This window comes from Streptomyces sp. NPDC004111, from assembly GCF_042874215.1.
GTDB lineage: Bacteria > Actinomycetota > Actinomycetes > Streptomycetales > Streptomycetaceae > Streptomyces.
Map to the genome: position 1 here is coordinate 250,300 of NZ_JBIAMU010000010.1, position 14,797 is coordinate 265,096.

General features: G+C 71.8%; 14 protein-coding genes. 10 read left to right on the plus strand and 4 right to left on the minus strand.

What is annotated here, in order from left to right:
• Positions 1-263 precede the first annotated feature (263 nt).
• Positions 264-770 (minus strand): DUF6624 domain-containing protein, encoded by a 507-nt coding sequence (locus tag ACFYVL_RS21310; RefSeq protein ID WP_389247004.1) that lies wholly within the window; start codon positions 768-770, stop codon positions 264-266.
• A gap of 221 nt (positions 771-991) precedes the next feature.
• On the opposite strand from ACFYVL_RS21310, the gene ACFYVL_RS21315 reads away from it, so the two are divergent.
• Complete coding sequence (locus tag ACFYVL_RS21315; RefSeq protein ID WP_389247006.1) at positions 992-1,426, plus strand: VOC family protein; 435 nt, start codon at positions 992-994, stop codon at positions 1,424-1,426.
• Between the two features lie 72 nt (positions 1,427-1,498).
• Here ACFYVL_RS21315 and ACFYVL_RS21320 read toward each other — a convergent pair whose 3' ends face one another.
• Positions 1,499-1,951 carry a MarR family winged helix-turn-helix transcriptional regulator gene (locus ACFYVL_RS21320; RefSeq protein ID WP_389247008.1) on the minus strand — a complete coding sequence of 151 codons (453 nt, stop codon included), beginning with the start codon at positions 1,949-1,951 and terminating at the stop codon, positions 1,499-1,501.
• A gap of 103 nt (positions 1,952-2,054) precedes the next feature.
• Between ACFYVL_RS21320 and ACFYVL_RS21325 the strand changes: the two genes are divergently transcribed.
• On the plus strand, positions 2,055-2,639 hold the full coding sequence (locus tag ACFYVL_RS21325; protein WP_389247010.1) for a UbiX family flavin prenyltransferase: 585 nt from the start codon (positions 2,055-2,057) through the stop codon (positions 2,637-2,639).
• Entirely contained in the window at positions 2,636-4,150 is a 1,515-nt protein-coding gene (locus ACFYVL_RS21330) for a UbiD family decarboxylase (RefSeq protein ID WP_389247012.1), read from the plus strand. The genes ACFYVL_RS21325 and ACFYVL_RS21330 overlap by 4 nt, the downstream gene beginning before the upstream one ends.
• An 84-nt stretch (positions 4,151-4,234) precedes the next feature.
• Here the strand turns inward: ACFYVL_RS21330 and ACFYVL_RS21335 are convergent, their stop codons facing one another.
• On the minus strand, positions 4,235-5,296 hold the full coding sequence (locus ACFYVL_RS21335; RefSeq protein WP_389247014.1) for a hypothetical protein: 1,062 nt from the start codon (positions 5,294-5,296) through the stop codon (positions 4,235-4,237).
• 221 nt (positions 5,297-5,517) lie between these two features.
• Here ACFYVL_RS21335 and ACFYVL_RS21340 point away from each other — a divergent pair, with 221 nt between their 5' ends.
• The 6 genes from ACFYVL_RS21340 to ACFYVL_RS21365 all read left to right on the plus strand — a co-directional run bounded on the left by ACFYVL_RS21340 (position 5,518) and on the right by ACFYVL_RS21365 (position 12,522).
• Positions 5,518-6,864, plus strand: a complete 1,347-nt coding sequence (locus ACFYVL_RS21340) for a cytochrome P450 (RefSeq protein WP_389247129.1) — start codon at positions 5,518-5,520, stop codon at positions 6,862-6,864.
• 192 nt (positions 6,865-7,056) lie between these two features.
• A complete protein-coding gene (locus tag ACFYVL_RS21345; protein WP_389247016.1) occupies positions 7,057-8,472 on the plus strand; it encodes an NAD-dependent succinate-semialdehyde dehydrogenase in 1,416 nt (471 codons plus the stop codon).
• 124 nt (positions 8,473-8,596) lie between these two features.
• Positions 8,597-9,424 carry an aldo/keto reductase gene (locus ACFYVL_RS21350; RefSeq protein WP_389247018.1) on the plus strand — a complete coding sequence of 276 codons (828 nt, stop codon included), beginning with the start codon at positions 8,597-8,599 and terminating at the stop codon, positions 9,422-9,424.
• A 262-nt stretch (positions 9,425-9,686) separates the two neighbouring features.
• On the plus strand, positions 9,687-10,712 hold the full coding sequence (locus ACFYVL_RS21355; RefSeq protein ID WP_389247020.1) for an agmatine/peptidylarginine deiminase: 1,026 nt from the start codon (positions 9,687-9,689) through the stop codon (positions 10,710-10,712).
• Positions 10,713-10,877: 165 nt separating this feature from the next.
• A complete protein-coding gene (locus ACFYVL_RS21360) occupies positions 10,878-11,813 on the plus strand; it encodes an endo-beta-N-acetylglucosaminidase H (protein ID WP_389247021.1) in 936 nt (311 codons plus the stop codon).
• Between the two features lie 145 nt (positions 11,814-11,958).
• Positions 11,959-12,522: a TetR/AcrR family transcriptional regulator gene (locus ACFYVL_RS21365; RefSeq protein WP_389247131.1), complete on the plus strand. Its 564-nt coding sequence runs from the start codon at positions 11,959-11,961 to the stop codon at positions 12,520-12,522.
• Positions 12,523-12,552: 30 nt separating this feature from the next.
• Here the strand turns inward: ACFYVL_RS21365 and ACFYVL_RS21370 are convergent, their stop codons facing one another.
• The gene (locus ACFYVL_RS21370) at positions 12,553-13,185 is read right to left on the minus strand and encodes a TetR/AcrR family transcriptional regulator (protein WP_389247023.1); all 633 of its coding nucleotides are present in this window, start codon (positions 13,183-13,185) and stop codon (positions 12,553-12,555) included.
• Positions 13,186-13,324: 139 nt separating this feature from the next.
• Here ACFYVL_RS21370 and ACFYVL_RS21375 point away from each other — a divergent pair, with 139 nt between their 5' ends.
• Complete coding sequence (locus tag ACFYVL_RS21375; protein WP_389247025.1) at positions 13,325-14,797, plus strand: purine-cytosine permease family protein; 1,473 nt, start codon at positions 13,325-13,327, stop codon at positions 14,795-14,797.

Genomic DNA, 14,797 nt, shown 5'->3' on the forward strand with positions numbered 1-14,797 from the left:
ACGCCCGTTCCGAGCGCAGGCGGCACGGCCGCGGTCGCGGTCGCGACCACGGGCCGCACGGCACCGCGTCCCTCGTACGTCGACAACACCACACGCACCGTGTGTCCTCATTTCTGCAGGTTGTGGCCTCGGCGCACGATTCTGCGGCACCGACGGGGCCTTGCCGCAAGCCCCCCGGTGCGCTATAGGTTGAAAGTGGCGGGGGAGTGATCTCCTTTTCGCCCGCCCGGCCCACCGGCCCGCAGGGTGACGCAGCCCCCGTTTCAGGGCATCGCGAACCGTGCGACGTACTGGTCGAAGGGCTCGATGCCGACCCCCACGCGCAGCTCGTCCATCCGCTCCGGCTCCTCGCACGGCCACGGCACGGGCGCCCCGTCCTTCACACCGGCGATCTGGGTTCCGTAGATCTGCTTGCGGCCCGCGTTGACCGACGTGCGGTCGCGCAGGAAGGCCAGGTCCCGGGGCTCGGCCGAGCCCGCCGCCACCGCCTGCTCCATCAGCTCCAGAGCGCGGCGCTGGACGTCGAGCTGCCGGTCCGCGTGCTGGGCGATCAGCCACGCCGCGCGGGCGGCCTCCGCACCGACCAGTTCGGCCGTCGGCCAGCCGTGCTCCGCCATGATCGCGCCGAGCCGGTCGCCGTGCTCGGCGGTCAGCCGCCGCCACGCCAACTGCTCGGCGGGGTCCTCGCTGTTCGCGTGAACGGTGGCCCGGTGGTCGGCCGCGGCCATCTCCCGCAGTTCGGCCGCCAGCGCGGAAACGTCGTGCGTCACTCTCAACTCCTTTGACATCTGGGCGAGTTGAGCCGATCGGGGCTCAATCTCCATGGCCCCAACCCTAAATACGCATTTCCGGTGTAAAGATCATTCCGGAGAACGGTGACAGCGCCCGTCCCGTGCGGCGAGAATGGATACACCCCCCGGCGCTTGGCGCCGTTCCGCTGCCGCCCAGGGAGGACTCGGAGGCACCGCAACCCCCCTGCTATCGTGCGCCGATGTCAACGAGCAAGAAGTTCCAGGTCACCTTCGACTGCGCGGATCCGGAGCGGGTGGCCCGCTTCTGGTGCGAGGTGCTGGGGTACGTCGTACCGTCGCCGCCGGAGGGGTTCGACACCTGGGACGACTACCACCGCAGCCTGCCCGCCGAGGAGCGGGGCGCGTGGTTCGCGTGCACGGACCCCTCGGGCGAGGGGCCGCGCCTGTTCTTCCAGCGGGTGCCCGAGGGCAAGGTCGCCAAGAACCGGGTGCACCTCGACGTGCGGGTCGGCACCGGTCTCGTGGGTGCGGAGCGGCTGGCCGTCCTCGAAGCCGAGTGCGCACGGCTGGTGGCCCTCGGCGCGGTGCACGACAGGACGCTGTACGCCGACGAGGAGAACGAGTCGTGCATCGCGATGCAGGACATCGAGGGCCACGAGTTCTGCATCGACTGAGAACCCGCTGAACCCCTTCGGGCTCTCCCCCGGGGGGAGTCGAGTGCTGCGCGGGGGCCTCCGGGTGTGCGGTCAGTCCCGCGGTTGCCGGACCGTTCTGCGCAACAGTCCGAGGAACACCTCGCGCTCCTCGGGCGACAGGGGATCCAGCAACTGCTCGCCCACCGACATGACCGCGGGAGCGAGCGCCTCGGCCAGGCTCCTCCCCTCGTCCGTCACGCTCACCAGTTTCCGCCGCCGGTCCGCCTCGTCCTGCGCGAACTCCACCAGCCCCCGGCGCCGCAGCCGGTCGAGCAGGGGGGCGGCCGTCGACTTGTCGAGGTGGGCGAGCGCGCCCAGGGTGCCCTGGTCCATCGCGCCGTGCGCGTGCAGCAGGCTCAGCACGGTGAACTGCGGCCCCGTGAGGTCCTGGTGCACCTGGTCGTACCAGAGGCGGGTGTGCGCCTGGTTCAGCCTGCGGGCCAGCGGGCCGATGCCCTCGATTGCGGCGAGCACGGCGCCCGCCTCCGCGTTCTCTTCCGCCATGGTCGGTGGGCTCCCGGGGCTGAGGTCGAGTTGGTAAGGACGTACACGTACTATATCTTCGGCCATATAGGACGTGTACGTCCTTTCTTTGAAGGGAGACCGCATGAGACTCGTCGTGGCGATGACCGGTGCCACCGGAGCGCCCCTGGGCGTCCGTGTGCTCGAAGCGCTCCAGGAGCTGGGAGTGGAGACGCACTTGGTCGTCAGCCGGTGGGCGCGGGCCACCCTCGCGCAGGAGACCGGCCGCACGGTGCGCGACCTGAAGTCCCTGGCCACGGTGACGCACAGCCCCGACGACCAGGGCGCACCCATCTCCAGCGGCTCGTTCCGGGCCGACGGCATGGTGGTCGTGCCGTGCAGCATGAAGACCCTGGCGGCGATCCGCACCGGGTACGGGGACGGCCTGATCGGCCGCGCCGCCGACGTCATGCTCAAGGAACGGCGCCGGCTCGTCCTGGTCGCCAGGGAGACCCCGCTGTCGGCCGTGCACCTGGAGAACATGCTGGAACTGACCCGGATGGGCGCGGTGGTCATGCCGCCCGTCCCGGCGTTCTACCACCGGCCCGAGAGCCTCTCCGACGTCGTCGAACACCTCGCGGCCCGCATCCTCGACCAGTTCGGACTGGACCTGCCGACGGCGCGCCGCTGGCAGGGCATGACAGTCCCCGCAGAAAGGCCCCAGTCATGACACAGCGCGGCAGCGCCCTCAACTTCCGCGACTTCGTCGGCGAACTCCTCGCGATCGGCGACGCCGTCGACATCCGGGAACCGGTCAGCCCCGACCTCGAAGTCGGCGCCGTCACCCGGCGCGTCTACGAGACCCGGAGCCCGGCACCCCTGTTCGGCAACCTCACCGGCACCGAACCCGGCTTCCGGATCCTGGGCGCCCCGGCCGGACTCAGCCATTCCGGCAAAGGCACCTACGGCCGGCTCGCCGCCCACTTCGGACTGCCGCGCGACACCACGCCCCGACAGCTCCTGGAGAAGCTCATCGCGGCCATGCACGCCCGGCCGCTCCCGCCGCGCGTCGTCGCCACCGGACCCTGCAAGGAGAACGTGCTGACCGGCGACGCCGTGGACCTGGAGCGCTTCCCGGTCCCGCTGCTGCACCAGGAGGACGGCGGCCGTTACTTCGGGACGTACGGCTTCCACGTGGTGCGCACCCCGGACGGCCGGTGGACGAGCTGGTCGGTCAGCCGGACCATGCTCCACGGCCGCACGACCCTGGTCGGCCCCGCCATGGCGCAGCAGCACCTCGGGATGATCCACCGCATGTGGCGCGAGAAGGGACTGCCCACCCCGTGGGCGATGGTCCTCGGCGCCCCGCCGGCTGCACTGGCCGCGGCGGGCATGCCGCTGCCCGCCGAGGTGGACGAGAGCGGCTACGTCGGCGCGCTCACCGGCAGTCCCGTCGACGTGGTCCGCACCGAACTCCACGACCTGTACGTCCCGGCCAACTCCGAGATCGTGCTGGAGGGTTGCATCAGCCCCGACGAGACGGCGCTGGAGGGGCCGATGGGCGAGTACCACGGCTACTCGTTCGCCGAGGGCAAGCAGCAGCCCGTCTTCCACGTGGAGGCGGTCACCCACCGGGACGACCCCATCCTGCCGGTCTGCGCGGCGGGCCTGCCGCCCGAGGAGAACCACACCGTCTGGGGCACCATGATCTCCGCCGCCAGCCTGGACGTCCTGCGCTCCAGCGGACTGCCGGTGGATCTCGCCTGGTGCTCGTACGAGGCCGCCACCTGCTGGATCGTCGTCTCCGTCGACCTCGCGAAGCTGGCCCGCAGCGGACTGGGCGAACGGGAGCTGGCCGACGCGGTCGCCGACGTCCTCTTCGGCTCGCACACGGGCTGGCTGGTGCCCAAGGTGCTGCTCGTCGCGAACGACATCGACATCACCGACATCGACCAGGTGGTGTGGGCCCTGGCGACCCGCCACCACCCCGGCACCGGCCACTACTCCTACCCGCGGGCGCCCGGCATCCCGATGGTGCCCTACCTCACGGAGGAGGAGGTGCGCACCGGACGCGGCGGGAAGTCGGTCACCAGCTGCCTGCTGCCGGAACAGTTCGCGGGCGGGACGCGGGGGACCACGGCCTCCTTCGGGACGTCGTTCCCCGAGGACGTGCGCCGCCGGGTGCTGGAGCGCTGGGAGGCGTACGGGTTCGAAGGGGGCGCGCCGGCCGGGGCCCGGTGACGGAGCGGGGTGCGGCGGCCTGCCGGCTCACCCGCGCGCACCGCCGACGGCCACCGCCGGGACGCGTTCACCCCCGGCGCGTGGTCACCCGCAGCGCATCAGGGCGGCCACCTTGTGCAGCACCGCGCGCTTCGCCGCCGCGTACTGCGCGTCGGAGCCGCTCGCGAACACGTGCACGTACCGGCGGTCGGTCCCGTCGTCCTCGGCGCACACCAGCGCCGTGACGCCGTCCCGGTCGTAGCGCAGGTCCTCGCGGGACAGGGAGAGGGGCCGGCCGGGGGTCACCTTCACGACGGCCCGGATTCCGGTGGGGGAGAAGGCGTCCACGATGCTTCTGTCCCGCAGGACCAGGGCCGCGATGTCGCTCATCGTGCCGTCCTCCTCGCCGCTCGACCCCCTGCTCCACCCGCACCTGCTGATCACGCCGTCGCCGAGCGAGCCGGTCTGCGACGACCCGGACGTCTCCCGCCGCGACGGACGCAGGTCGCCGGACAGGCCGCAGGGCTTCGCCCCGGGCGCCAGCGGCACCGACTTCAGCGCGGGCCAGTCGAGCGACGGCGGCTCGGGGAAGGGCTTGCCGCCGCAGGAGCCGGCCCGCGCGTTGCCCACGGCGAGCAGCAGGCGTGCCGCGAGGTCAGCGGCGGCGCGCCTGTCGCGCTCCGCGCCAGGGACGTTGACGTTGACCATCCTGTTCCCGCACTGCGGGAGGTGGAGCCAGCCGTCCACCCGGTCACCGTGCACATGGACCATCCCGGGCAGGTTACGGGGCAGCGGGAACCTGCCGGTGCCCCACCACAGATGGGACTTGAGCGGGGTCTTCATCACGGTGGCCTCGACGTTCCAGTCGCCCCGGCTCACCTTGCACGACGGGTCGTCCCAGGTGTCCTTGTCCTCCTCGACCTTCCACGACCCGTCGGCACGGGCGGCATCGGCGGCGGTGCTGAGGAGGGCGCTGTCCACGCTGCCCCAGCAGGCACGGTCCGGCAGACCGCTCCACGGCCACTTGCTGGTGACCGTGGTCCAGCCGGCGGCGGCCAGCAGTGCGACACCCAGCGTCAGGGCGGCCCAACGGAGCTTCCCGCGCGGGGCGTCGGGGCCGTCGGCGGGCGGCGGGCCGCCGGTGGCACGATGTTCGCATTCCCCCATGGGGGGCGACCCTAGGCTTGATCGTTTGGCGTGGCAAACGCCGCGTCAGGGCCGGGGCGGGGAGCTGCTCGCCCTGGACCGGGCCCACGTACGTGCCCGGTCCCGGTGCCGAGGCATCGTCGGCCGCCCCACGGGCAGGTCTCCGACAGCACACGGCCGCGACCCGGCCGGGACCCCGCAGCGAAGGAGATCCCGTCATGCGCATCCCCGGACCCGAGCACATGCGCATCCCCGGACCCGAGCACCGGACGGACGGCGGGCTGGGCGCCGTCGCCGCCGCCGGCGGGCTGCACCGGTACCAGCTCCAGCTCCACGACACGTACGGACCGGTCGTGCGCTTCCAGCTGCCGGGCGCGGAAACGGCCGTGTCGGTGGCCGACCCCGTGCTCCTGGAGGCCACGGCACACCTCGACGAGCGTCCGGCGGCACTGTTCGCCTTCCTGGACCCGCTGTGCGAGGCGGGCAACCTGCAAGTGCTGCCCGCCGGTGAACACGCGCCCTGGCGGCGGCTGCTGCTCTCGGTGTTCGCCGGACGCCCGGCCCACGAGCGGCACTTCGCCCGCTTCACCCGGCTCGCCCAGGACCTCGCGGACCGCTGGGCCGGGGCCGCCGACGGCGAACCCGTCGAACTGCAGAAGGAGTTGACCGCGCTGTCGCTCCGGCTGATCTGCGGTTTCGCGTTCGACGGCGCGGGCGACGGCACGGCCGCCGGGGCCGAGGTGGACGCCGAGCGCGTCGCCGCCGCGTTCGAGGACGTGCTCACCGAGTACCTCGGGCGGCTCTACCAGGTGCCGAGGGACGACCCGCGCGCGGCGGAGCGTGCCGAGGAATCCCTCGCCTATCTGCGAGCCACGGTCGACCGCGTGGTGGCCGCGCACGCCGGCGCCGCGGGCCGCACCGGCCGCAGCGATCTGATCGGGGCGCTCGTCGAGGCCGGGGAGAGCCCGGCGCGGATCCGCGACACGGTGATGGTGACGCTGCTGGCCGCCCACCACACCACGGGCGTCGCGGTCTCCTGGACGCTGCACCTGCTGGGCGGCCACCCCGGGGCCGCCGACCGGGTCGCCGCCGAACTGGACGAGGTACTCGGGGACCGCACCGCACCCGACTACGCCGACCTGCGCCGGCTCCCGTACCTCGACATGGTGCTCAAGGAGTCGATGCGGCTGTTCCCGCCCGGCCCCTACGGTGCGCGCGAGACCACCGAGGACCTGACCCTGGGCCCGTACGAGATCCCCGCGGGCACGACGGTCTTCTACCCCTTCTGGGCGGTGCACCTGAACCCCGAGTACTGGCCCGACCCGGCCCGTTTCGACCCCGAGCGGTTCGCTCCGGGGGAGACGGCCGCCCGGCCCCGGCTCGCGTACGTCCCCTTCGGGATCGGTCCGCGCAGCTGCGAGGGCGCCGCCCTGGCCACGGTCGAGGCGCAACTCGTCCTCGCCGTCCTCCTCAAACGGCTGCGCTTCGGCCCCGCGCCCGGCCACGAGGTGACGCCGGTGGAACGCTTCGTGCTGTGGGCCCGGGACGGCATCCGGATGACGGTACGGGCGCGGGCGGCCTCCGTGTAGCCGGGGCGGACCGCCGCCTCCGCCCCGGCCGGCGCTCCCTCCTCGTACCGCTCCCCGCGATCCGGGATGCGACTGTGCGCCACTTTCGTCCCGTTTGGTGATTTACGTATCGGGTACCCCGCAGGGTGGTGCCGCACGAAAACGCACCGTACGAGGACATACGTAGCGCTATTCGCAATTCTGGAGGTTCGGATGCCTGAGCAGCGTGGGAGCGCCTTCGCCACCGTCAACCCGTACACCGGGGAGACCGTCGCGGAGTTCCCGCAGATCGAGGGCAAGGAGGTCGACTCCCTCGTGGAGGCCGCGGACCGGGCCTTCGCCGCGTGGCGGAAGCGGCCGGTCGAGGAGCGGGCCGCCGTGCTGGAACGGGCGGCCGGCCTGATGAAGGAGCGGAAGGAGGAGCTGGCCCGGACCGTCACGCTGGAGATGGGCAAGCTGATCTCCGAGGCGCGCGGGGAGGTGGACCTCGCCGCCTCGATCCTGGCGTACTACGCGAGGAACGGCCCCGACTTCCTGGCGGCGGAACCGTTGGAGGTCGACGAGGGCGAGGCGTACCTCGTCAACGAGCCCCTCGGCGTCCTGCTCGGCGTCATGCCGTGGAACTTCCCGCTCTACCAGGTGGTGCGCTTCGCCGGCCCCAACCTGGTGCTGGGCAACACCGTCCTGGTCAAGCACGCCGGAATCTGTCCGCAGTCCGCCCTCGCCCTGGAGAAGCTGTTCGCCGACGCGGGCGCGCCCGCGGGCGTCTACACGAACCTGTTCGCCGGGCACGAGGAGATCTCCCGCGTCATCGACCTCCCGGCCGTCCGGGGCGCCTCGCTCACCGGCAGCGAGGGCGCCGGCGCCAAGGTCGCCGAGCGCGCCGGGCGGAACATGAAGCCGAGTCTGCTCGAACTCGGCGGCAGCGACGTGTTCGTCGTCCTCGACGGGGAGAACCTGCGGCGCACGGTCGGCGCCGCGGTGTCCGGGCGGATGGCGAACACCGGGCAGAGCTGTGTCGCGTCCAAGCGGTTCATCGTGCTGGACGAGTTCTACGACGACTTCGTGGCCGGACTGCGCCGCGGCTTCGCGGAGCTGAAGCCGGGCGACCCCGCCGACGAGGGGACCACGCTCGGGCCCCTCTCGTCCGAGCGGGCGGCCGCGGACCTGGTGGACCAGATCCGCGAGACGGTCGAGCAGGGGGCCGAGCTGGTCCTGGGCGGCGACCGGATCGACCGCCCCGGCGCCTTCGTCGAGCCGACGATCCTCACCGGCGTCACCCCGGGAATGCGGGCGTACGCGGAGGAGCTGTTCGGCCCTGCCGCGGTGGTCTACCGGGTGGCGGACGAGGACGAGGCGGTGGCCCTCGCCAACGACAGCCAGTACGGGCTCGGCGGCTCCGTCTTCTGCGCGGACGTCGAGCGGGGCCGCCGGGTGGCGGAGCGGATCGAGACCGGCATGGTCTGGGTCAACCACCCCACCTCCACCCAGGCCGACCTGCCGTTCGGCGGCATCAAGCGCTCGGGCTACGGCCGGGAGCTCTCGAAGCTCGGGATGCGGGAGTTCGTCAACCGCAAGCTGGTCCGCGTCCTGCCGCCCGACGCGGAGCTGCGCGGAATCGCGGGCTGACCACGGACGCGGGCCGCCCGCGACGACCGGCCGGGAGCCCGCCACGACCGGCCGGGAGCCCGTCAGGGCCGCCCGCCCCGACCGGCCCGGCCACCCACCACGACCCACAACGAAGGACCCACTCATGCCCGCAGTACCCGACATCACCCTCAACAACGGCGTCACCATTCCCCAGCTCGGCTTCGGCACCTACCAGATCCCGCCGAAGGACACCCGCGACACGACCCTCGACGCCTTCGAGGCCGGCTACCGGCACATCGACACGGCGCAGATGTACGGCAACGAGAAGGGGGTCGGCCAGGCCGTACGGGACTCCGGGCTCGACCGCTCCGAGGTCTTCGTCACCAGCAAGCTGAACAACGGGGCGCACGGGCACGACAACGCCCTCCGCGCGTTCGACCGCAGCCTGGAGGAGATGGAACTCGACCACCTGGACCTCTTCCTCATCCACTGGCCGCTGCCCGACCGGGGCGACTTCGTGGAGACGTGGCAGGCGCTGGAGGAGATCTACCGTTCCGGCCGGGCGAAGTCCATCGGCGTCTCCAACTTCCAGCCGCACCATCTGCGCCGGCTGATGGAGGACTCCGTCGTGGTCCCCGCCGTGAACCAGATCGAGGTCCACCCGTACCTGACCCAGGACACCGTGCGCGCCTTCGGGGCCGAGCACGACATCGCCACCGAGGCCTGGTCGCCGATCGCGCGGGGCAAGGTGCTGGACGACCCCGCCCTCGTACGGATCGCGGAGCGCGTCGGCAGGTCCACGGCGCAGGTCACCCTCCGCTGGCACCTCCAGCGCGGCGACATCGTCTTCCCGAAGTCGGTGACGCCCGAGCGCATCAGGGACAACATCGACCTCTTCGGCTTCGAACTCACCGAGAGCGACATGGGGGACATCACCGCACTCGACCGCGGCGAGCGCACCGGCCCCGACCCCGACCGGTTCCACGGCTGACCGGCGTGCCGGGAGCCCGTGCGGGGAACGCTTTGAGCAGTGCTCCAACCCGGCGGTGTCATGATTGCGGGCCGTGCCGGGAGGGGAGGGCCGGTGCGGTCGTGGGATTCCGCGTTCCGGAGCCGGTGCTTTCCGTTCCGGCACCACATGTTTAGAGTGTCGTTCAAAAGCAGTGCCTGGAGGAGCGACCGCGTGCGACCCCGCCGCGCCCGGCGCTCCCTCCAAGCCGGTCCGCCCCACCCCCCTGCTAAGGACGACCGTCATGTTCCGTATGCCCGCCGAATGGGCCCCGCACGAGCGCACCTGGATGGCCTGGCCCGGCCCCAACACCACCTTCTCCGACCCCGCCGAGCTCGCCGGGTCCCGTGCCGCCTGGGCAGCCGTCGCCCGTGCGGTGCGCCGGTTCGAGCCCGTCACCATGGTCGTGGGCCCCGGGCAGACGGACAGTGCCGCCGCGCTCCTCGGTCCCGACGTCGACCTCGTCGAGCGGCCCCTCGACGACGCCTGGATGCGGGACATCGGGCCCACCTTCGTCACCGACGACCGGACCGGTGAACTGGCCGCCGTGGACTGGGTGTTCAACGGCTGGGGCGCCCAGGAGTGGGCCTCCTGGGAGCACGACTCGAAGATCGCCGCACAGGTCGCCGACCTCCTCGCCGTCCCCGTGCACGGCTCCCGGCTCGTCAACGAGGGCGGCGGCATCCACGTCGACGGCGAGGGCACCGTCCTGCTCACCGAGACCGTCCAGCTCGGCCCCGAGCGGAACCCGGACTGGACCCGCGAGGAGGTCGAGGCCGAGATCCACGCCAGGCTCGGCACCACCAAGGCCATCTGGCTGCCGCGCGGCCTGACCGGCGACTACCCGCCGCACGGCTACGGCACCCTGGGCCATGTCGACATCGTCGCCGCGTTCGCCGCGCCCGGCGTGGTCCTCGTCCACTCCCAGCCCGACCCGGCTCACCCCGACCATGAGGTGTGCAAGGGCATCGCCGAACTGCTGCGCGAGGAGACCGACGCCAAGGGCCGCCCGCTGGAGGTGATCGAGGTCCCGGCGCCCGAGGGTGTCAAGGACGAGGACGGGCACTGGGTCGACCACTCGTACATCAACCACTACCTCTGCAACGGCGGCGTCGTGCTCTGCGCCTTCGACGACCCCCGCGACGAGCAGGCCGCCGCGCTCTTCCGCCGGCTCTTCCCCGACCGCGAGGTCACCCTGGTCGACGCCCGGACGATCTTCGCGGGCGGCGGCGGCATCCACTGCATCACCCAGCAGCAGCCCCGGGTCTGACGCCCGCTCACGGCCCGCCGCGTACGACCGGGGCGGGCCGTTCCCGTACCGGGGGTTCCCGTTCCGCCGTAGTAGGCAGGTACACGACACTTCGCTACCGTACGGCGTGCGCAACGGAACGAGGAAGCGAACCCGAGCGAACCCCGAAGGGACACCGACCAGAAGATGCTGACTCTTGGGCGAAACAGAGTAAGGACGGCCGCGCTGGGCCTGCTGGCCGCGGTGCTCGTCGCCGGTGCCGCGGTGACCACCCCCGCTGCGGCCGAACCCGCCGCCGCGCCCGCCAAGGCGGCGCCCGCCAAGCAGGGGCCGATATCGGTGGCCTATGTCGAGGTGAACAGCAACAGCATGCTCAACGTGGGCAAGTACAAGCTGGCGAACGGTGGTGGCAACGTCTTTGACATCGCTGTCATCTTCGCCGCGAACATCAACTACGACACCACCAAGAAGTCCGCCTACCTCTACTTCAACGAGAACGTGAAGCGCGTACTGGACAACGCGCAGACCCAGATCCGCCCGTTGCAGGCCAAGGGCATCAAGGTCGTCCTGTCCGTGCTCGGCAACCACGAGGGCGCCGGATTCGCCAACTTCCCCTCCAAGGAGGCCGCTTCGGCCTTCGCCAAGCAGCTGTCCGACACCGTGCGCGACTACGGGCTCGACGGCATCGACTTCGACGACGAGTACGCCGAGTACGGCAGGAACGGGACCGGCCAGCCCAACGCGAGCTCCTTCGTCCACCTGGTCACCGCGCTGCGCGCCAACATGCCCGACAAGATCGTCTCGCTCTACAACATCGGCCCGTCCGCGTCCCGGCTGTCCTACGGCGGCGTGGACGTCTCGTCCAAGTTCAACTACGCCTGGAACCCCTGGTACGGCACCTGGCAGGTGCCCGGCATCGCCCTGCCCAAGTCGGGCCTCTCGCCCGCTGCCGTCGACATCGGCGCCACGTCCTCGGGCACCGCGGCCGACCTCGCCCGGCGTACCGTGCGCGAGAACTACGGCGTGTACCTGACCTACAACCTCGACGGCGCCAACCGGCAGTCGTACGTCTCCGGCTTCACCAAGGAGCTGTACGGCAGCACGGCCGTCTACACCCCGTAGGGCCCGCGCGGCACCGCCGCCCGGCCCGGCGGAACTGCCGGGCCGGGCGGCGGGTGCCATCGGGTAGAACATACGGGTGAGGAACGACCCCGCCCCCCGCCGCCGCAGAACCGCGCCCCCGCGCGAGACCGTGCTCGCCGCCGCCATGGCGGCCATCGCCGACGCCGGCCTGGAGAAGCTGACCATGGCCGGCCTCGGGCGGGAGGTCGGCATGAGCAGCGGACACCTCCTCTACTACTTCCGCTCCAAGGACGAACTGCTGCTGCGCACCCTGGAGTGGAGCGAGGAGCGGCTCGGAGTGGAGCGGCGGGCGGCGCTGGCCCGGCAGGTCCCGGTGCGCGAGCGCCTCGACGCCTATGTGCGGCTGTACCTGCCGAGGGCGGCGGGCGACCCGCACTGGACGCTCTGGCTGGAGCTGTGGAACCGGGTGCGGGCCCTCGACGACGAGGCCCGCGGCCGGCTGCTGGACATCGAGCTGTCCTGGCACCGTGACCTGGTCGCGCTGCTCGTCGAGGGGGCGTCGCGCGGCGAGCTGCGGGCGGTGGACGCCGACCGCTGCGCGACCAGGATCCGGGCCCTGCTCGACGGTTTCAGCACCCATGTGGCGATCGGACTGCCGGGCTCGGAACCGGCGGACGTGCTCGCCCACGTCGGGGACTTCTTCGACGAGACGCTCGCGCCGGGGGACGGGGCGCGGGGCGGGGCGTAGCGCGGGCGCCGGCCGTGCTGCCGGTGGCCCTCAGACGGCGTTCCGCAGCGTCCCCGCGGCCAGGCCCAGCTCGCGTTCGGCCGTCGTGAACAGCAGATTGTCCAGCGCCGGGTGCGTGAACGCGGGGTCGTCGTTCGCGTACGCGCCGAGCCCGTCGATCGTCACCAGCAGGGCCAGGCACACCCCGAAGGCGTCGTCCGTGCGGAACTCGCCCGTACGTATCCCGTCCTCGATCAGGGCGGTCACGCTGTCGCGCATGATCGCCTCCTGCGCCGCGACGACGTCCCGGAGCTTGGGGCGGTAGCGCGAGAGGTGCCGGGCGTTCAGCCAGAGCCTGCCGAGGTCGGTGAACTCCTCGCCGCGGAAGCGGTGCAGCAGCCGGCCGAGCCGCCGGGTCGGCGGAAGCTCGGCGTCACCCTCCGGATGCAGCGCGTCGCGCTCCCGGGTGACCGCGCACGCGAAGGCGTCGCACAGCAGGTCGTCGATGGCCGGGAAGTAGTGGCTGATCAGACCCGGACGTACCCCCAGCTCATCGGCGACGAGCTGCATCGTCACGCGTTCCAGGCCCCGTTCCAGGGCGAGTCGGGCGGCGGTCCGCAGGATCTCGGTCCGGCGCTCCTGCGCGGTCTTGCGCGTCCGTACGGCTCGGGGGGTTGACGTCATGCGGAACAGACTATTGGATTGCGCACCAACAGCTTATTGGTGTGGACACCAATGAAGCTGGGTCGCTTCTGGCCGCACCCTCCCGGACACCTCGGTGGCGAGGACAGTGCCGTCTTCTTCTCGTCGAAGGAACCACCCCATGCAGCGTTCTCCGGACGATCCCGTCACGGCCGCACCCGTCCCAGGGCAGGACCGGGCCCCCGGACAAGACCAGCCAGGATCGGTCGAGAGCCGGGGCATCGACGTCGTGCCCGACGACGAACGGCACGGCAGGGCCCGTGAGCTGTTCGCCCTGTGGGCGGCGCCGAACGTCAGCTACCTCAGCTTCGTCGTCGGCGGGACCCTCGTCCTGACGGGCCTCTCGCTGGGCGAGGCGTTCGCCGTCATCGTCCTGGGCAACCTGCTGTGGCTGCTCACCGGCTTCATCGCGATCAGCGGCCCCGCGGCGGGCACCTCCGGGTCGGTGATCTCCCGCGCCATGTACGGCGTGGTCGGCAACAAGGCCGTCGTCGCCGTCACCGGCTGGCTGATCGCCTCGCTCTACCTGGCGCTGAACTGGTCGGCCGCCTCCACGGCCGGCCTCGGCATGGCGGCCCGGCTCGGCCTCCCGGACTCCACCGCCCTCAACGCCGCGGTGGTGATCCTGATCGCCGGCGCCACCATCCTCGTCGCGATCTTCGGACACGCGACGATCGTCCGCCTGTACGGCGTACTGACCGTCTTCCTCACCGTGGTCTTCCTCGCCCTGAGCGTCATGGTCCTCGGGCACACCGACTGGTCGTACACCCCGGCCGAACCGCTCACCGGGGTGGCGCACCTCGCCGTACTGGCCGCCGGATTCACGCTCGTCGCGTCCGCGCCGCTGTCGTACGCCAACAGCCCCGACCTCGCCCGCTACCTGCCCCGGCACACCAGCGGCGCGTCCATCACACTCGCCACCGCCGTCGGCGCCTTCCTGCCGAGCGTCGCCTTCACCACCATCGGGGCACTGGCCGCCACCACCCTCGACATGAACGACCCGCAGGCCGCGCTGGAGAGCATCATGCCGGGCTGGTTCGTGGCCCCCTTCGTCATCGCGGTCGTCGTCAACACCGTCGCCAACAACGGCATCACCGCCTACAGCGCCGGGCTCTCCATGCAGTCGATCGGCGTACGGCTGCCGCGGACCCTCGCCGTGCTCGTCATCGGCGTCATCGGCACCACCATGACCCTCTTCGCACTGCTGGTCTTCGACTTCCTGACCGCCGTCAACACGATGATGGAACTCGTCGTGGTGATCACCGGCCCCTGCATGGCCGTCTACGCCACGGACATCGTCCTGCGCCGCAACCGCTACGACGGACACGCCCTCCACGACGAGAGCCGCACCGGACCGCACTGGTACGCGGGCGGCGTCAACTGGGCCGGCGTACTTGCCGTCCTGGCGGGCGCGGGCGCGGCCACCCTGTGCGCCAGCTCCACCACCTGGGGCGGGCCGCTGTCCTCGGCGCTCGGCGGAGTCAACCTGGCAATCCCCGTGGGCATCGCCGGCTCGGCGGTCCTGTACTGGATCCTGACCCGTGCCCTCGGCACCCTCCCTTCCCCCACCGCGTCCCCCACCGTTCAGCGCTGA